Annotated in this window: 11 protein-coding genes; 2 read left to right on the top strand and 9 right to left on the bottom strand. The window is 40.3% G+C overall.

Translation table 11 applies throughout. The annotated features are described in order from the left end of the window. Window positions 1–30 precede the first annotated feature (30 nt). Entirely contained in the window at window positions 31–3,207 is a 3,177-nt protein-coding gene (locus CHRO_RS10510) for an efflux RND transporter permease subunit (RefSeq protein WP_015154191.1), read from the top strand. A 1,157-nt stretch (window positions 3,208–4,364) separates the two neighbouring features. Beyond that, complete coding sequence (locus tag CHRO_RS10505) at window positions 4,365–6,716, top strand: NACHT domain-containing protein (protein WP_015154190.1); 2,352 nt, start codon at window positions 4,365–4,367, stop codon at window positions 6,714–6,716. Between the two features lie 319 nt (window positions 6,717–7,035). On the opposite strand, the gene CHRO_RS31985 is transcribed toward CHRO_RS10505, so the two are convergent. From CHRO_RS31985 to CHRO_RS10465, 9 genes are all read right to left on the bottom strand, one after another. After that, window positions 7,036–7,173 (bottom strand): hypothetical protein, encoded by a 138-nt coding sequence (locus tag CHRO_RS31985; RefSeq protein WP_181824305.1) that lies wholly within the window; start codon window positions 7,171–7,173, stop codon window positions 7,036–7,038. A 63-nt stretch (window positions 7,174–7,236) separates the two neighbouring features. Further along, complete coding sequence (locus CHRO_RS10500; protein WP_015154188.1) at window positions 7,237–9,420, bottom strand: GumC family protein; 2,184 nt, start codon at window positions 9,418–9,420, stop codon at window positions 7,237–7,239. A 44-nt stretch (window positions 9,421–9,464) separates the two neighbouring features. Next, entirely contained in the window at window positions 9,465–10,619 is a 1,155-nt protein-coding gene (locus CHRO_RS10495) for an endo-1,4-beta-xylanase (RefSeq protein WP_015154187.1), read from the bottom strand. Window positions 10,620–10,668: 49 nt separating this feature from the next. Further along, entirely contained in the window at window positions 10,669–11,460 is a 792-nt protein-coding gene (locus tag CHRO_RS10490) for a WecB/TagA/CpsF family glycosyltransferase (protein WP_015154186.1), read from the bottom strand. Continuing rightward, window positions 11,441–12,511, bottom strand: coding sequence for a glycosyltransferase (locus tag CHRO_RS10485; protein WP_015154185.1), 1,071 nt, complete (start codon window positions 12,509–12,511; stop codon window positions 11,441–11,443). The genes CHRO_RS10490 and CHRO_RS10485 overlap by 20 nt, the downstream gene beginning before the upstream one ends. 89 nt (window positions 12,512–12,600) lie before the next feature. Further along, entirely contained in the window at window positions 12,601–13,863 is a 1,263-nt protein-coding gene (locus tag CHRO_RS10480; protein ID WP_015154184.1) for an O-antigen ligase family protein, read from the bottom strand. 94 nt (window positions 13,864–13,957) lie between these two features. Continuing rightward, complete coding sequence (locus CHRO_RS10475; protein ID WP_015154183.1) at window positions 13,958–14,965, bottom strand: glycosyltransferase family 2 protein; 1,008 nt, start codon at window positions 14,963–14,965, stop codon at window positions 13,958–13,960. 21 nt (window positions 14,966–14,986) lie between these two features. Beyond that, complete coding sequence (locus tag CHRO_RS10470) at window positions 14,987–16,429, bottom strand: oligosaccharide flippase family protein (RefSeq protein ID WP_015154182.1); 1,443 nt, start codon at window positions 16,427–16,429, stop codon at window positions 14,987–14,989. Between the two features lie 42 nt (window positions 16,430–16,471). Next, window positions 16,472–20,032 (bottom strand): thioesterase domain-containing protein, encoded by a 3,561-nt coding sequence (locus CHRO_RS10465; protein WP_015154181.1) that lies wholly within the window; start codon window positions 20,030–20,032, stop codon window positions 16,472–16,474. Between the last annotated feature and the right edge of the window lie 48 nt (window positions 20,033–20,080).

Below are 20,080 nucleotides of genomic sequence, written 5' to 3'. Positions count from 1 at the left end.
TTTCCACCCCCGACTCCCTACTCCCTAGTTATGTTCGTAGATTTCTTCATCAAGCGACCTGTCTTTGCTAGCGTTTGTACCATTATCATTCTGTTAGCAGGAGCGATTAGCATTCCCACACTACCTGCTGCTCAGTATCCCGAAATCAGTCCGCCTCAAGTCAATGTCACGGCAAACTACACTGGAGCTAGTGCAGAAATTGTCGAAAATACTGTCACAACTGTATTAGAGCGGGAAATTAACGGCGTTCGCGGTCAGAGGTACATTAGTTCTAGCAGCAATAACGATGGTAGCAGCTCGATTTCAGTCACGTTTGAGCCGACTCGCGACCAAGATTTGGCAGCCGTTGACGTACAAAATCGCGTATCCGTCGCCCAGGCACAGTTACCAGAAGCAGTACAACGCACGGGAGTGACGGTAACAAAGCGGTCTAGCACTCTGTTGTTGGCACTTGGGCTGTTTTCCGAACAGAACAAATACGACCCGATCTTTTTAAGTAATTATGCCGATATTTACCTCGTAGATGCCCTGAAAAGAATCGAGGGCGTTGGCGATATTACAATTTTTGGCGAACGCAGATATGCGATGCGCGTATGGTTAGACCCTAACTTACTCGCCAGTCGCAATCTTACAGCACAAGATGTAGTTGCGGCGCTCAACGAACAAAATATTCAAGTTGGTGCGGGGCGCTTGGGTCAACAGCCGCTCCCTAATAATCAACAATATCAAATCGACGTGCGAGCGCAGAGCCGCCTGCAAGATGTCTCTGAATTTGAAAACATCGTCCTCAAAACTGGTGCAGATGGGACGTTGGTGAGGTTGAAAGATGTCGGACGGGCAGAATTAGGAGCAGAAAACTACGATTCCTTCTTGCGATTTAGGGGACAAGATGCTGTAGGTTTAGGTGTCTATCAGTTACCTGGTAGTAATGCCTTGGAAGTTGCTAGTGCAGTTAAAGCTGAAATTCAAAGACTATCGCAAAGTTTCCCTCCAGGCATGAGGTATGATGTTGCCTTTGACACGACTTTATTCGTGCAAGAATCGCTTTCTGAAGTGGTAATTACGCTATTAATTGCGATCGCTCTAGTTATTACTGTAATCTTCTTGTTTCTGCAAAACTGGCGAATTGCCGTCATTCCTGCGATTACAATTCCTGTCGCTTTGATCGGTACGTTTGCTTTTATCAAAGTTTTCGGATTTTCGATTAATAGTTTGACGCTGTTTGGCTTAACTTTAGCCACAGGGATGGTAGTAGACGATGCGATCGTCGTAGTCGAAGATATTTCCCGCTTGTTGCAACAAGAAAACATGGAGCCGCGTCAAGCTGCATCGGTAGCGATGCACGAACTACTAGGTGCAGTCATTGCCACGTCTTTAGTGTTGATGGCGGTGTTTATTCCCGTAGCTTTCTTCCCAGGCACTACAGGGGCATTGTACCGTCAATTCGCGCTGACTATCGCCTTTTCGATCGCCATTTCTACTTTTCTTGCGATTACGATTACGCCTTCTTTAGCAGGTATTTTACTGAGACGAGAACAAACTACAGGCGGCTGGTTAGGTCGAATTTTCCACCAAATCAATCGTTTTCTTGACTGGTTGCGCCGCGGTTATCAAAAAATTCTCCATCGCCTAGTCAGAATCAAATACATCGTTTTGGCGCTATTTGCTGCTGCGATCGCCTTTACAGCTTGGTTGTTCGTGACTGTGCCTACTGCTTTTTTACCAGAAGAAGACCAAGGATATTTTATTACATTGGTGCAGGGTCCACCTGGAGTTTCTTTAAACTATACAGATGATGTAATGCGGCGAGTCGAGACGCAAATTCTCAAAATTCCCGAAGTGCAATCGACTTTTACTGTCGGTGGTTTTAGTTTTAGCGGCAATACTGCTAATAATGGAATTATTTTTACCTCGCTCAAACCTTGGGATGAACGTCAAGGTACGGGGCAGTCAGTCCAAGCGATTACGCAGAAGTTAGGCGGACAATTAGCAGCAATTCCGCAAGCAAGAATTATTCCCACAAATCCGCCGGCAATTCCTGGTTTGGGTAGCATTGGTGGCTTTCAATTTCAATTACAAGACAGAGGCAATGTTGGTTTAGATACCTTATTACAAACAGCTAATCAATTAATCGGTAGAGCCAGTCAAACAGAGGGATTGCAAAGAGTATTTACAACTTTTACTGCTAATACACCGCAGGTAATAGTAGAAGTCAACCGCAACCAAGCTAAGGCATTACAGGTTTCTATTGACGATATTTATAACACGTTGCAAACTTTTTTAGGTTCGCAGTACGTGAATGATTTTAATTTAGAACAGCGCAGCTATCGCGTTTATGTACAAGCAGATGGACAGTTTCGGAATAACCCCGATGATATTCGCCAGCTCTACGTGCGATCGGCACAGGGAAGGATGATTTCCTTGGCTAATTTAGTGAAGATTACTCCGACAACCGGAGCGCAAACAATTAATCGTTACAATTTATTTCGCTCGATTGAAATCACTGGTTCGGCGGCTGAAGGCTTCAGTTCTGGCGAAGCAATTGACAAGATGGAGCAAATTGCCACTGAGGTGCTACCACCTAATATTGGTTATGAATGGTCGGGAATTACGGCGGAGGAATTAGAGTCTGGCGGACAAGCACCGATCGTTTTTGGGTTAGGAATCGTTTTTGTCTTTCTAGTTTTAGCAGCTCAGTATGAAAATTATCTCGATCCGTTGATTATTCTCTTAGCTGTACCGCTAGCTGTTCTGGGTGCATTATTGGCTCTAACTTTACGCGGTTTTCCCAATGATGTCTACGGTCAAGTTGGGTTAGTGATGTTAATTGGTTTAGCAAGTAAAAATTCAATTTTAATTGTAGAATTTGCCAATCAATTGCGCGATCGCGGGTTGTCAATTACGCAAGCAGCTTTAGAAGCAGCTCAAGAACGCTTGCGACCGATTTTGATGACGGCAATTTCTACTTTAGTAGGAATTTTCCCCTTAGTTATAGCTACCGGAGCGGGAGCGGGTAGCCGTCAATCTTTGGGAACGGCTGTATTTGGGGGAATGCTGGTAGCTACGGTTTTGAGTTTGTTTGTCGTACCGATTTTGTACATCACATTTGAAACAATTGGCGATCGCTGGTTTCATAAAGGTCGCAAGTCTAAACGTTCTCAACAACAATTATCGGAGCCAGCACGGGAGTCAGAAGTCACTCGCTAAGTTTTACTTGTTTAATTACCACCTTCAAAGGTAGTCATTAAGTCTGACAGCAACGTATCAAAACTAACTTAAGAGAAATTCTGAAAATTCTAGTTGTTTACTACTCGATGTAGGGTCATACCTGGAAACTAGCGCAAGCGGTTGCTGAAGGAGCAAGCAAAATTCCTGGAGCTGAAGTCATGCTGCGTCAGGTTCAGGAATTTGAAGCAGTCGCTCGCATCATTGACCAAAACGAAGCGGCTCGTTAAGTGAGACAGCAACAGCAGGACATTCGATACTTGCTTGAGGCACGACCCTTTCAACGATGATGCATTACCATTTGCTACAGACGAGCGTTCAATGATGCACTGCTGCGCGTGACACCTGAAACACGCGAACTGCAACGAATTTACTCATACCATAATCGATCTGCATTCACGACTCGATACCGCAGTGCTTCTTGTGCTGATGCTGACAAGTGGCGAGCGTCTTTGAGTTTTATAGCATACTCTCGACGTAGCTACACTTACTACGTTAACTAAGCTCTGCTCTAGCTAGTAAGAATTAAAAGACGTTCAAGTATCTTAAGTGAGAAAGTAGTAGTGCTTGGTATTTTTATACGGCTTAGTATCTTAATACCAATTTTTTACTATATAATAGCAATAATAATACATGTTATTGCAGATAATTTAAATTTTTGTTACGCTGTTTATCATTCGCTTGGACAATATTCTGTGGGGGGGTATTCTAAAAAACAGAAGATATGTACTACTAAAACGAAAAGAAAATTACTAGTTTTAATATATTCATGAGGTAGAATTTCATCACAAGTATCGCTGAATACTTGATTACCATACTGATTTCTGGTATCTAACGCTGCCAAAAAAAACAATAGAGTATGTCATGAAATGAAGACATCAATTAAAAAAATCAAAAAACAAACAATAAAAACTTTCTATACTGTAGTTGATATATTGGCTATTTAATTTAGCTAGTGGCTCGCTTTAAGACAACTAATTGCTTTGTCTGGAAATGCTTACTGCAATCCAACTAAATTTGCGATCGTTTTAAATCTGTCTACATGGCTAGGAATTTCGCCAACTAGTCAAATGGATCTTTGCAGATTTTTCATAACTATTCAATTCAACTCAATTTTTATTCCTTATATTTATTGACATATGGCACGACGATCCCTACAAGCATCTACTACAGGTATTGAAAAAGCGAAAAGGGCTTTTAGACATACGCAATGGACGCAAGAAGATCTAGCATGTGAAGTTGGAATTGAAACACGCCAACCAATATGGAAGTTTTTCGCAGGCAAACCGATTGAGCGACAGACATTTCTAGAAATTTGCTTTCGTCTAGGTTTAGATTGGCAAGAGATCGCAGCTCTACCGACTGATACCATATCGGCAAATAAAGAGGATGAGAAAGATGAGAAAGCGAATCTCGATGCCTTAGTACGAGCAGCGCGATCGCATTGTCACGATAGAATTCAAGCAGAGTATGGCGCTATACGTTTATTAGATACAGCCCGACCAATAGAGTTGGAAGATATTTATATTAAAGTTGATGTATTCGAGAACGTTACAAGTAATAGACGGTTAGACAAATCTCATTTAAATTGCTCTAGCGTCGAAGATTCGAGCTGCCAGATTTGTAATGAAGTTCGTCAAAAACACGTCTCAGCAGCACAGGTAGTTGAAACTTATTCTAAGCTGACGATTCTAGGTAAACCAGGGTCTGGCAAAACCACACTTTTGCAGTACATTGCTATTCAATGCAATCGGGGTGGCTTGTTTCCAGATCGACTACCAATCTTTATCCGACTAAGAAACTTTGCCGAGGAGACCAGCAAGACTCAACACTTTAGTTTATTCAGCTATATTAGTCAAGAGTTATGTAAAATCGGGTTTTCTGAGCCGCAGATTGAAACTTTACTTCATCACGGTCAAGCATTGTTTCTACTGGATGGCTTAGATGAAGTAGAAGAAGAGTATAGGGCAGAGGTTCAGCAACAGATTAGTGTTTTGTCAAAAGATTATGACAAAAATCAGTTTATAGTTTCCTGTCGCACTTCCACACCGTGGTACTGGCTTGAGAAATTTACTGATGTTGAAATAGCTGATTTAAACTTCTCTCAAATCGAAGCATTCGCTCAGCAGTGGTTTGTAAACGTCAGTAATAACCCCAGAGAACAAGGGTTAGTGCAAGCAGATCGGTTTCTAAAAGAACTAAAGTTGCCTGAAAATCAGTCAATTTCTAGCCTTGCTAGAACACCTCTTTTTCTGCACCTAGCTTGTTCTCTATTTCAAACTAATTTAAGCTTTTCTGCTCAACACGCTGAGTTATACAAACAAGCATTAGATATTTTGTTAGTTCGGTGGGATCGCGTGAGAGGAATCAAACCAGATAAAAGCCTCTACCAGTTATCTTTACCTCATAAGATAAAATTACTCAGTCAGATTGCTGCTATTACCTTTGAGCAAGACAACTACTTTTTTACACAGAGTAATCTCTTGCACTATATCAAAGACTATCTTCGCGCTTTACCCAATACTCCATCTGATTCAGAAGAACTTTACTTCATTAGTGAAACAGTGCTAAGGTCGCTCTTGGTAGAACATGGAGTCATAGTAGAAAAAGCTCAAGGAATCTACTCATTCTCATATCCCACTTTTCAAGAATATTTCACGGCTAGAAATATTGTTGCTAATCTTGAGCCAGAAGCTTTAAATAGAAATCTGAGGCAGTTGACCGTTCACATGAGCGATCCTCGCTGGCATGAAGTGTTTCTATTTGTAGTGGAAATGATAGAAGATGCCGATCCTCTAATTCAGTTAATGCAACAGCGTAGCGATGAACTGGTAGATGCTGATGAGAAATTGCAGCAGTTTCTGATCTGGCTTCAGCAGAAATCTCTTTCAGTCGAAGTACCTTACGAACCTGCCGCAGTTCGTGCTTTTTATCTATCGTTAGAGCTTCACGGCGAATCAGAACCAGTTTACGACTTGTCTCTCTCCATTGAGATCGATCCAAGACTTACGAGTAAACTTACTTACGATCTATATTTGGATCTAGCTTTGAAACGCCTGCTATCCATAGGACTTACTATCTGCGATCGCCCGTCTGAGGAACAAATCCTTGCTATAATCTCTGCTTTTCCCTATAAGATAGACCTCGATTGTCACTCTAAATTGCAAAATTTACTCCAAGAACTTAGAGAACAACTACCCACCCCTCAACAAAGCCAAGAAAAGCTCAAGGAATGGTGGAGTACCAATGGTCAAACTTGGGTTGAGGAGATGAGGTCTCAGCTCCTCTGGGAGCGTAATATCGGTTACCAGTGGCAGTTTAGCGAATATCAGAAGGCATTACTTCAGCAATACTACGTTGCTAAGTACTTAGTAGTAAAGTGCCTTAAAAAGAGTCGTGAAATCAGTTTTACCGTACGAGAAAAAATTGAGGAAACATTACTTTTGCCAGCAGTGCTGAAAGTTTTGCGATATTCAACTGGTAATAATTGAGCTTACATTTCCTCGACTGAAATTTCAGACAGATTGGGATGTTTTCTATAGCTCGTATTACTAGGTTAAAATGCCGGGATTCTCCAAATGGTAAGCTGCAAGCTGAGGTACATCGGTAGACTGGTTGTTCCTCAACAACACTTCTCGATCGCCACAAGTTACCCTAGTATCAGACAATACTTCTTGGTTAAGAGTCGATCTCCCTAACCCTCCTTAAAACAGGGGAAAACTCTTGCCCTCTTGTCAAGGGGGTTAGGGGAGCTTCAAGGGCTATGCATCCTAACCGAGAAGTATTGCAATACCAGAGACAAAAGTTTGCTTATTTGTCGCTAGCTTCTTCAATTGTTTCAATTACAGCTAGACAAATATTGGAAGCTAGCAGTACGAGTACCGCACTCGCTACATAAGCTATTGCTAGGATCTGAAGTACTGTTTCAAAGGGGATGCTAGAGTTCATGATGCCTCCTTGAATCATGGCTAGCGATCGTATTTCTTATAGATCGCATTTGGACAAAGGTGTTCACCATACAACAATCTCATTAACATCACCTTCATTAGCATGAGAGAAATAACTGCTATATTCATTTTTATCGACGATCCCATTAACTACCAATCCTAAAACGTTGTGACCCGAACGCTCCAGCATCTCTTGAGCAGCGTTGGCACTATTAGCATTAATGACTCCAGGTCGAGCTACTAATAAAATTCCATCTGTCATTTGACTTAAAGTAAGAGCATCAGCGGTAAGAAGAAGGGGAGGAGCATCGATAATTACAAAGTCATACCGAGATGAAAAACCTTCAACTAGTGCTGCCATCTGTTGAGAATCAAGCAAAGCTAATGGATTGGGAGGAGTAACTCCAGCAGTCAAGACATCAAGATTATTCATGACCTTAGATGTAGCAACACTCAGTTGAGCCTGTCCTACAAGTACCTCGCTCAGACCTGCGGCATTAGTGAGTTGCCAAAGATGATGCTGAGAAGAATCTCGCATGTCTGCGTCAACGAGTAAAACTTTACGCCCTAGTTGAGCGATCGCCGCTGCTAAATTAGCAGAAACTGTAGATTTGCCTTCTTTTGGAACCGCACTAGTTATCACAATAGTTCTCAATGCCCGATCTGGACTGAGGAATTTTAGATTAGCTTGAATCATGCGATAGATTTCGCTAGTTAAGGAGTGGGGCTTATCTCTAACAGAGATTTCTGGAATTGTTGATTCTACATACCCATCATTGGAGCGAACTTTATTCGCAACTAGGGGAATAACTCCTAGCAACGTATATCTAAACCTTTGTCTAATTTCCTCAAGTGTTTTTAGAGAGCGATCTCTTAGTTCAAGAAAGAGAACAGTACTTGTGGACAACAAAGCACCAATCATTATTCCCAGCGCTAAAATGATGAGTTTTTGCTCTAATACTGGTTTTTCGGGAACTAAAGCTTGAGCAATAATTCGTGCATGAGCTGTAGTTTTATTTTCAGCTACCTGTAATTCTTGTACTTTTTTCAGTAAAGTTTGATAAGTAGACTGAGCGACCACAAGTCTCCGTTCTAGCTCTTGTTGATTTTGGACTAATTGAGGTATAATGTTTTTTCGTTGTTCGTAAGTAGAACGAGAATTAGATAGAGAAGCTAGTTTTTGAGCCAAACTACGACGCTGCACATCTGATTGCAACAAATTTTCGATCAAGTCTTGCCTGAGTTCTCCAATTTGCAACAGTCCCGCTGCAACTTTTGTTTGACTACCAACAGTTTGTTTTATTTGTTTTTGTAGGAGAGCCTCTAAGTTATATTTCTTCGCCTCTAAATCGACAATTATGGGGTTATCATTCAAATAACGGCTGCGCTGACTCGCTAATTGTCGTTCTGTATCTTGAAGTTGTGTAAGGACTCCCTGTACCGCAGGCGATTGGCTGAGAGCGCTCACTGTACTTGCTTGCTGAGGGTTTAGACCTACTTTTTGGCGAAGCTCATTAGTTTGGGTATTTGCTTGGTCTAGTTCAGCCTTAAGATTATCAATTTGGTTGTCTAAACTACCAATATTTGCAACGGCTGTTTTAGCCTCTTCTGATAGATCGACAATGTTGTTTTTTTGTTTAAAAATGCGTAGTTTGACTTCTGCTTGGTGAACGGCAGCTTGAGATTTAGGAAGCTGTTTTGCCATAAATAGACGAGTTGCTTCTGCCTCGGAGCGACTTGTAAGGATATCATTTTCTAAGTACAGCTCCATAATTTTATTAACTACTGCTGCCGCTTTTTCAGGGTCGTGGTGTTTATAGGTAATTTGTAACACATCTGTACCACCAACGATTTTTAACTTTACAGCCTTTTTGAATGCCTCGATTTCCTGCGGTTCACCTCGATTGTTTTTGAGTTGCAGTTCGTCTATTGCCTGCTGTAACAAAGTAGGAGATGATATAACTTCTATTTGACTACTGACAGGATTTTGAGTTGAGACTAGCGCTCTTAAATCTCCGGTTTCTTGTCCTTCAGAAATACTAGGTAGGAGATTAGAACCTACTACGTTAAAAGAGGGAGTTTTGAATAATAGTTTTCCTTCTCCCTCATAAGATGGTTTCATGAAAGCAGCAGCTACAACACTTAGAGTAACTGTAGTTGCGAAGATACTAACAGCAGGCAACCATCGTCGTTTTAAGCTCAACAAATATTGGCTCAAATTTAAATCGATAGATTCTCTAGATTCCATAATTTCATCAATCCAAAATTCAAATTTTAATTATTTCTATGTTTTTAACGTTGGGGAGCATTATCAAAAGCACGGGCGATCGCATTCCATGCCAGTTTCCGTTTAAAATTGGCATCTAAGGGTAAAGGTCGCACCCTTGCACCATCTCGCCGAGGTTGATATTCTGAGAGCCAGGTATAGCGATCGCTCAATCCCCACGTTAAAACTGCAATGACTGCTGGCTCATTTAGTACTACCGAAAGATAATCTTCATAAGTAGCGGCGACAATGCGATCGCGAACTTTGATATCTACAGGTAAGTTTTTATCTTTGACATCTATTTCTGTAATTAAGATTTTGAGATCCAGACTAGCTATTTCACTGAGAAATTTCTGAAATTTATCAGAATTAAAGCGAGTTTCGTCACCTGACAAGTGAGATTGAATACCCAAAGCATGAATAGGTGTACCCTTAGACTTTAAATTCTTTAATAGATTCAATACAGCCTTTCTTTTAGCCTCATGCTCGGGAGTATCATATTCAAGTCCATAATCATTATAAACTAGCATTGCTTTAGGATCTGCTTCTGCCGCTATACAAAATGCTATTTCGATATAGTCTCGTCCTATAAATTGCAGCCAAGGTGTTTTTCTCAACCCGTCAGAGCGTCCATCCTGTAAATTAATGGCTTCATTTACCACATCCCATGAATGGATATTCCCAGCATAATGTTTAACAACTGTAGTAATGTGTTCTAGTAATAGCTGTCTAGCATTGTGGCTATTGATAGTTTTGACAAACCATGTGGGCAAAGCCTCATGCCAAACTAAAGTATGCCCGCGAAATAGCAATCCGTGAGTGCGGGCAAACTCAGCCAACCAATCAGCAGGTCTAAAGTCAAAAGAAGTAGATGTGGGGCGTAGAAAATCCCACTTTAATTCCCATTCTGGAACAATGATTACGCACTCTTTATCAATACTTGCTGCTAACTGTGGATTTGAAGATAAGGAATTTTTGTTAACTGCTGCTCCATAAGATAATCCCTTAATCAGCGCTCGCTTACCTATAGACATATTCCCACTTGCTACAAACTTTCTACTTAGAGGATCGATTTGCCTTGGGTTGAATGCATTCTTACTAGTTAAAAGACTCAAGCTAGCAAACGTACTTAACCAGAAGAACAATGTTTGTCTTCTTGTGAATAAAGTTTTTTTTGCCATGATTCTTAGTTGTTGGCAATTTACCTAAATCAATAGTAAGATTCTGATATTAACCTCCTATAAGTTTTATCCACCCTTCTGATAACAGTAGTTTCAATAAAAGCCACGGTTCAACCAAATAGCGTTGCCATAATCGTCCTGGTTCTGCTACTAATCGAAATAGCCACTCTAATCCCCATTTTCCCGACCATCTTGGTGGGGTAGGAACTGTCCCTGCAATATAATCTATAGCTGCCCCTGATGGTAAAATGACGTTAACACAGAGGTGTTCTAGGTTATCTAGAATCCAATGTTCTTGTCGTGGCATACTCATTCCCACCATCAAGATGTGAGGTTGATAAGCGTTAATTGTTGCCAAGCGATCGCAATTTTCTGAACTATTTAACTGTGCATCAAAGTAGCCATCTCCCGTAGCTATTTGTAAGTTGGGAAATTTATCCTTCAAGCTCTTAGCTCCCTGTTCAGCTACCCCAGGCTTAGAACCAAGATAGAATACCCGCCATCCCTGGTAAGCCGCCTCAGTTATGAGCGGTTCTATCCAATCTGCATATGTAACCCGGTGTTCTCGTTTCAAGGGAAGACCTAAAAACTGCCCCATCAATACTAATGCCATACCATCAACATGGGTGTAATCTGCCTTGGCGTAGAAAGCCCGCATTTTAGCGTCATGATGGTAGAGATAGATGCTATGCATGTTATGGTTGGCAATTATCCAATGTTTGTTAAGGTTAATAGCGTTAGCAATTAGAGCATTTAACTGAGGCATAGACAAAGCATTAACCGTAATCCCTAACAGTTTTAGAGATTGAATGGATGAAGACTCAGCAAATAAGTTTTTCATAAGCGTCTACCATGTTTTCTAAACTAAAAATGCGCGCCCGTTCTAATGAACGTAGGCTTAAGCTCTGGGCTAGTTCTGGAAAATCCAAAATTTGTTGAATACTAGTGGCTAATTGTTTAGCGTTGTCAGGAGAAACAAATATTCCCGCATCTTCTAGTACTTCGTGCATAACAGGAATATTGCTTGCTACTACAGGTAGCCCTGCACCTATAGCTTCTACCAAAGCCATCGGCGTACCCTCAAATAAAGAAGGGAATACAAAGACATTAGCAACACGAAGTAAGGAAAATACCTGATGAGACGGCAACTCTCCTAAAAAATGAACTCTCTGTTGCAATTGCAATTCAATAGTTTTCTGCTGCAAATTCTCGCGTAATTCCCCTTCTCCTAGTATTACAAGGTGAGCATCGTCGATTCGTGCTAGTGCTTCCAATAAAATTTGTTGATTTTTCTGATACGACAACCGACCTACATTAATTAGTAGAGGAGCATTTTCAGGCAGTTCCCAAAACTTCCGAACTTCTTGAGGAGAAACTTCAATATCTGGATAATTTGTGCCGTTGTAAATAATGTTCAGCTTTTGTTTGTATGCACTTGGGTATTTAGTAGCAGAGTCTACTACTGCTTGAGAAACAGCTATGTTATAGGAATAAATATTTGTGCTACCAAACAGCCAATCACCCCAACGTGCTAGCCAAGGATAACTAGACATAGGATTTTGTTGAACCGCTATCCGTTTAGGAACAGTACATAGTTTGGAAGCTAATTGTCCTATTAAATTTGCATAGTGAGTATGAGTAATCACAACATCTGGTTGGTGGAAGCGTAGCATTTGTTGTAATTTGCTAAAAATTTTTGAATATTCCAATCCCGAAGGTTTATGTTCTAGTAAAACCCTGACTCCCGAATCGTTAACGTAAGTAGGACGTTTGAGATATAAAAACCAAACTTCCGCATCATATCCTCGACTTTGGAGAGCTTTATTGAGCAAAATTGCTACTCGTTGCGCTCCACCAGATTCCATTTGAGTTACAATTTGAACGATTTTCATAATTTTTCAAGTTTTGGATTTTAAGAATTTTAAATTGTCTTTCCGCATTCAATTGCTTGTATTTGCTTTATATTTTATAGAGCAAAAATTTATTTAAAATAATTTAAATTATTCCTTTCTAAGCGATTAGATGAGACAGCCATTGAAAATATTACTGTGACATAAAGCAGCCAATAAATCTCATTTTGTTTCAATAGAGTAGTCTCAGTTTGGTTAGATAGCCAAAAGTAGATGATGTACATAACGGGCCACAAACTAATTGATGTTCTACTGATGCGTACCCAAACTAAACTCTTCAAAAAACTTGCCAAAAAACCTAGAAGATAAATAAGTAATCCTAAAATACCTAAATCTAACCAGAGATCTAAAAAACCATTGTGGCTATTTGGGGGTGTCCATCCTGTTACTCTCCATACATAAGCAGACTCACGATCCCAACCACCCCAGAATCCACTGTATCCATAGCCTAACCAAGGGCGTTGCCAAATTTTATCTAACACTGCTGGCCAAAGGTCTACACGACCAGTAAGCGTTGTATCTTTACCAATTGAACTTAGTAGATATGTTGTATTATCTGCTAGCCATAGATATAAAATTTGTCCTATTAAAGCTAGCAAAAGTAGTGTAGGGATCGTCAATACGTATGGCATACGTATCGATCTTATTGTCAAGAATACAGACATAATAATAAAAAAAATAATGAGTGATGAAGAGGATTTTGTCTGTAATAAGATAACTGTAGAAGATGCAAAGCCTCCCCAAAGTAAAATTTTATATTTTCGTTCGTTGAGGGCTACAAGTAGAAAAACCATGCTACTCAAAACCATCAAATTTCCAAGAACGTTTTTGTGAGCAAATATTCCTCGCCACTTTCCTGTATGCAACCCTGACATTAATCCATATCTGGGTAAAAATACAATAAATATAATGCTAAAAACAATGACTATTCCGAATGTCCAAGCTAGTAATTGAAGTTGCTCCTTTAAGCTATAGCGAGTAGCTAAGTAAATTCCAAATAAACTAGTACCGAGTATTGCTACACTACGCACTAAGGTAACAGTTGGTGCAGCCGACCACAACAAGGAGACAAAACACAGCCCTAATAATACTGTTATATGTTTACCTTGAGTGAGAGATTTAATCGTTTTCTTCCATCGCAAAACTAATAAAAAAAAGGAGATTGAAAAGTTTATAAAGAACAGAAATTGAATCAAGGCATAATCAGGTGTTGCGACTAAATTATTTCCTTCGCTTGCTCCTCCTGATAAAATTACAGCTAGGGGTCCTCCCGTGTAATGGAGTAAAGAAACAACTGTAAATATCTTCTCAATCAGTATGAGGCGTTTACTCATAAATAGAACGTAGAGGTAAGTTAACTGTTATAAAATATCTCTAGAATTACAGTGCGGGTTACGTACAACCAATTTAGAGAAATACATGCCGGGATTATACATGCTTTTTGAAAAGTGTTTGTTGAGTTATTTTTCCAAAATTTTTATTGAAGATAAAGCGTAGTAATTGCCGAAAATCTCTAGGGATCAGCCACATTGAGAAATATAATAAAATATCTAGAAATCTGGGCTTACCAAATTTTATTGCTTCCCACAAAAGAGGTATAAAAGCTCGAAAATCTCGATCGGATGCAGCTTGCGCGCTCACAACTGTTGTTACCAAGGCTGAATATGCTCGTGACGTAACTATATCCCGGACAGAACGAACCCAATTTAAAGAATATTGCCACTTATTGATGTTACTTAAGCTTTTACGCTTTGAAACCCATACAACATCGAGAATAGCCATAGGTTCAAGCACAAACTCGATTCCTACACCCTCAGTGACACTAACTCTAACCAACCAGTCAAAATCTTCGTGTCTTGGTAAATTCTCGTTAAAAGGTATTTTTTCTAATAATTCTTTTCGAGTCAAAATTGTAGAAGTAGCTATAAAGGTTTCTCCAACAAATAAAGAGTTCCGTACAAATAAATATTCGCTTACAGGTTCAGAGGGAAGTGGTAGTCTTTTGGGCCAAATTAATTGACCTTCTGAAGTATTAGCAAAGAAGCGACAGGAAACAACAGGAAAAGCGTAAGATGACTGATATGCTACTTCTAGTTGACGCTCGATTTTTTCGGGTAGCCATTCATCATCATCATCAAGAAAAGCTATCCAAGTACCTTTAGCTTCTCTAACACCAACATTTCTAGCACCTGAAGAACCAAGATTAACTGGTAACGCTATGACTCTGAGTCGTGTATCTTCTATCTGCTTAAGTTTGTTGACTGTAGCCTCATCCGGTCCATCTACTACCACAATTACCTCTATCGATTTAATTGTTTGAGCCAAAACACTTGTGACTGCTTTGCTAACAATATATGGTCTGTTGCGTGTAGGAATAACGACACTAACAACTGCTTGAATATTCTCATTCATAAATCCACTATTGCTCTCTAACATTGCTAATCCTCATCCTCTCAACTAAATATTACTTTTTTTAAAAAACTTGGTATATGTCGAACCGAAGTTAACTAATGCTTGAACGTTGAATGACGCAATTAACATTACATATACACAAGTAGCTATAAATAAAACTGTCAAAAAATGTAAATTGAGTGCTTTTAGAAAAATGAAAACGGGTGAAATTAAAACGCTAATAATTATTGGACGACGTATTATTTTCCATAAATTGAATGAAAACAAGCGGTTATATACAGCATAAGTAAGTACACCAGCACTACTCAAAGAAATAACTATAGCCATATATGCTGCACCTAACAACTTATATTGCGAAATCAAAAATATGCCCGACAGCCCTCCCAAAATAGTAGTAACGAACACTTCTATTAAGTGAAATCTTTCATAACCATTCGCCACTAAAATATATCCACAGCTTTTGGAGAAAGGAAATATTAACAGTGCCAATACAACTATATCGAAAGGTAGCAGTGCGTCTTTGAAAGTGGGATCTTGGTAAAGGAAATCAAACAAATTACCAGCTAGTAACAACATTCCAGCTATTAAAGGCAGGATAAAACACAGTAAAATCTGAATAATTTGTTCTCCAAGCTGACGTTGCTTTTCTCTTCCTAGTTTTACCACTTTTGACATTTTAGGAAAAGCAGCTAAAAGAATGCTATCACAAACAATATAGCAAGGTTGAATCAATTGTTCAATCGCACCATAAATACCAACTAATGATTCACTACCTAAAATTGACAAAATAAGTATTTGCATTTTATTTGCAATTATTCCCATTGCTTCAATTGCAAAAAATGTCCGAGATCTTTTAACCGTTTTCCAAATAAATGCTGGTCTAATTTGCCATTTGACACTGCTCACTTTGAACGCACAGCACCACTCGATTAGCAAAATTATGGTTTCGGAAATCACCACGATCGCAGCAAGGCGATCGACTCCATATTTAAGGTTAATTGCCCAAATCATTACGAGCAAGCGCGATATATAAATAGGCACGGTGGATAATGCAATCAAGTGCATTTTTTCTTGTGCTTGAAAAATTGCTTCTGTAATGTTGGAAAGTGAAAAGGGGATAATAGTTAACCCCATAATGTAGCAAACAGTCGAAGTATCAGAACTGTAGGGTAGTACAGAAACTACAGCAACTAGGGCTAAATAACCAATGATGCTGAAAAATAATTGCAGTAAAGTTCCATTGACCAGATAAACTGGCATTTCTTTAAGGTCGCGAGATAGTTGCTGCGTAAAAAAGTTTTTTAGCCCTTGAGAAACTATGCTCATGAACATATAGTAGTAGCTAAATGCTAGTAAATACTGCCCTAATGCATAGGCTCCAAGTGTGCGAGCAATAGTTGCTGTTAATACAAAGGCTACTACACCCTGTGTTAACCTATTGACCAGCATTGAGAGAGAATTTGTAACTAGTTTGCGTTGTTCTGACATTATTAATTGACTATTTTGAGATAAATCAAGCTAGCTGATAGGTTAATCAATCGATAATAATTTCTCTGTTTGAGCTTGCTCTAGATAAAACTTCAATTTTTCAGCAACCAATTGGACAACAGGTTCCTTTAACAAACTAAGATGATCTCCAGGAATATGCTCGATTTCTAAGCCATTAGATATCAATTCACCCCAACCCAAATCAGAACGATCGGCAAATTTTACATCCTGTACTTTGCAACGAAAGAGAGTAACTTTTCCTTGTTTTGGGTAAACTTGGGGGATATATTCTTTAACAGCTTGGAAATTATAGTCAATGACTTTGCCATTTTTGAGTGGATCGGATAAACGCCTAGATATAAAGTCTTTGTAACTTCCCTTGTGCAACTTCCACTGCACCCAATTCTCAACGTATCCTAATTTTTCTTTAGATTTGAGTTGCCAAAGATTACTTAAATGAACTCGCATGAATTTAACAAGCGATCGATTAGTTTCTACCAAGTTAGGAGAGCTAGTATCGAATAATGCTAGTAGAGCTACTTTCTGTCCTTGAGCATGAAGTGTCCTAGCCATCTCAAATGCCACTAGTCCACCAAACGAGAATCCTGCTAAAAAATAAGGACCATTAGGCTGAAAGCTGCGGATCTCATCGATATAGTGGTTCGCCATATCTTCAACTCGGCGAAGAGGCTCTTGTTTACCATCTAGTCCTTGCGCTCGTAGTCCATAAACTGGTTGTTCGCAACCCAAATAATTTGCTAAAGGATAATACTTTAGAACGTCACCAATCATTTCATGAATGCAGAACAAAGGTGGTTTCGAGCCATTGGGTTGAATTGGCACAAGTGACGACCAAACAACTGAAGATTCTTCCTGACGCAGAAGATCGGCAAGTTTCTCAACTGTGGGTCGCTCAAAAAGGGTAGCCAAAGGAAGGTTTCGACTCCAAGTTTTTTCAATTTCAGCAAATAGGCGTACAGCTATTAGCGAGTTGCCTCCTAATTCAAAGAAGTTGTGTTTCAAGCTAATAGGTTGAATGCCTAAAACCTTTTCCCAAATTTTCGTTAGCTTCAGCTCCAACTCATCTTGAGTAGCTACAAATGTTTCTTTTAGTTGTTGCCGAACCTGCACCAATGCTGGTAAAGCTTTGCGATCGACTTTATTATTCGGTGTGAGGGGAAAAGCCTCCAACATCACAAAGTTTGAGGGAACCATGTATTCAGGCAACTGAGCCAGTAAATATTCTCGCAACTGTGCATTGACAGGCTGTTGTCCTAGCTGTGGTAGTACGTAGGCAACCAGGCGCTTGTCACCCGGTACATCTTCGCGAACAACAATGACTGCTTCTCGAACTGCCTCGTGGCGACTCAAAATTGTTTCAATTTCCCCTAATTCGATGCGATAGCCCCGCACTTTCACTTGAAAGTCGATGCGACCGAGAAATTCTACATTACCATTCATCCGATAGCGCGCTAAGTCTCCAGTGCGGTAGAGACGATCTGTCGGATTTTGACTGAAAGGATTGGGAATAAACCGCTCTTGGGTTAACTCCAGTCTGTTCAGATAACCGCGAGTCACACCTTCGCCCCCGATTAGGAGTTCGCCTGCGACTCCTACGGGAACCGGTTGACCGTTCTTATCTAAAATATACAGTTCGGTGTTGGCAATTGGACGACCGACGGGAACGATTCCATTCACTTGCGTCAGCGTATGAGTTGCCGACCAAATAGCAGTTTCTGTAGGACCGTACATATTGTGAATTTGTCCTGCGACAATCTGCTGGAGTTGAAGCGCTAAGGCTTCGGTCAGAGCTTCGCCACCAACCATCATCTGACGCAACTGTCTCATCGCTCTGCGGGTAGGGGGATCGGCAATTAATAAACCCGCCATTGATGGAGTGCATTGCAGGTGTGTCACTTGATGGCGAGCGATCAGTCCAGCCACAGAGTGGTTCTGTGTTGCGGCTTCAGTCACGGGCAGATTGGACTGTACCTTAACGCGATCGAGTAGTGGTAGTTGAGACAAAACCAGATCGGTATCAACTGACATGTCTGCATTCTGGAGCGATGACGGTTTGACAGTAGCGGTACGCTCTTTCTTGGGATCGTAGATGACGACCTTAAATCCTCGCGCCAGCGTCCAAAACAGCTCTAAAACCGAAATATCAAAGGACAAACTCGTAACCGCTAACCAGACCCCAGGAGGGTTATGCTCGATCGCTCCATCCATTCCCGTAAAGAAATTGACTACATTACGGTGTTCTACCATCACGCCCTTCGGCTTACCTGTAGAACCAGAGGTATAGATAACATAGCTCAAGTTTTCTAGCTTCACGCCACTATCGGGATTGGCGATCGCCTGTTGCTCAATCTCATCCCACATCGTATCGATCGCGATAATTCGCACATTTGGTTCGACAACCAGATTTGGTATTAGCTTCTGCTGTGTCACGATAACCGGAGCTTGGGAATCTTGCAGCATGAAGCTGATGCGTTCTGGTGGAAAATTAGGATCGAGGGGAACGTAAGCACCGCCTGCCTTGTGAATTCCCAGCAACGCCACCATCATTAAGAGCGATCGCTCTACGTACAAACCCACTAAAACATCGGGACTTACACCATGTTGTTGTAAATAACAAGCTAGTCGGTTGGCTTTTGCATTCAACTCGCCGTAGGTTAACTGTTGTTCTTCAAAGATCGCAGCAACTCTTTCTGGATTTTGTACTACCTGCTGCTCAAATAACTGATGGATGCATTTATCTCGGGGATAGTCTGTCTGGGTGTTATTGAATTCTACGAGTAGCTGCTGTTGCTCTTTTGTAGTTAGAAGAGATAATTCAGAAATGGGCTGTTGTGGGTTAGCAACTATACTTGCTAGTAAAGTCTGGAAATGCCCGTTCAGCCGATCGATCGTGCCTGAATCAAATAAACTAGCGTTATATAACCACTTTCCCCTTAATCCTTGACTATTTTGTTCTACTAACAAAGCTAGATCCATCTTTGCTGTGTTATCTTCTATTCCCCAAGGACTTGTAGCCAAGCTAGAAAGCTCGATGTCTTGTAAAAAAACATTTTCGTTAAAAGTAAATGTTACTTGAAATAAAGGTGAATAACTTGGGTCTACCTCCAAATTTAATTCTGTTATTAAGATTGAAAGAGGGACATTTTGATGATTTTGCGCTGACGAAATAACTTTCCGTACTCGCTCTAGTAATTGTCGAAAACTGGGGTTTCCAGACAGGTCGGTGCGAAGAACTAGAGCATTAATAAAAGTCAAGTCTATCGAGGAATAATTTTGGTTGACAACAGGAGAACCTACTATGATATCTTCCGTACCTGTATAGCGGTAAAGCAATGTATCAAATGCTGCTAGTAAAGTTGTAAATAAGGTGACACCTTCCTGTCTGCTTAATAAGCTGAGTGCGGCTGTTAATTTTCGAGACAGCACAAACGATTGAGAACTACCTAGATAAGTTCTATCTGTGCGTCGCGGTCGATCGGTAGGGAGTGATAACAAAGGTGACACACCTGCTAATTGTTGTTTCCAGTAAGCGAGTGAAGACTGGATCGAAACCGATGGTTCAAAATCTTTTTTAGTAAACATAATACTTTCTCAATCGTACTTCTACTGATTTTTCTTTTTCTAATCTGT

The organism is Chroococcidiopsis thermalis PCC 7203, from assembly GCF_000317125.1.
Classification (GTDB): domain Bacteria; phylum Cyanobacteriota; class Cyanobacteriia; order Cyanobacteriales; family Chroococcidiopsidaceae; genus Chroococcidiopsis; species Chroococcidiopsis thermalis.
Note: the sequence above shows the minus strand (reverse complement) of the source record. Positions and strands in the feature narration are given on the sequence as shown.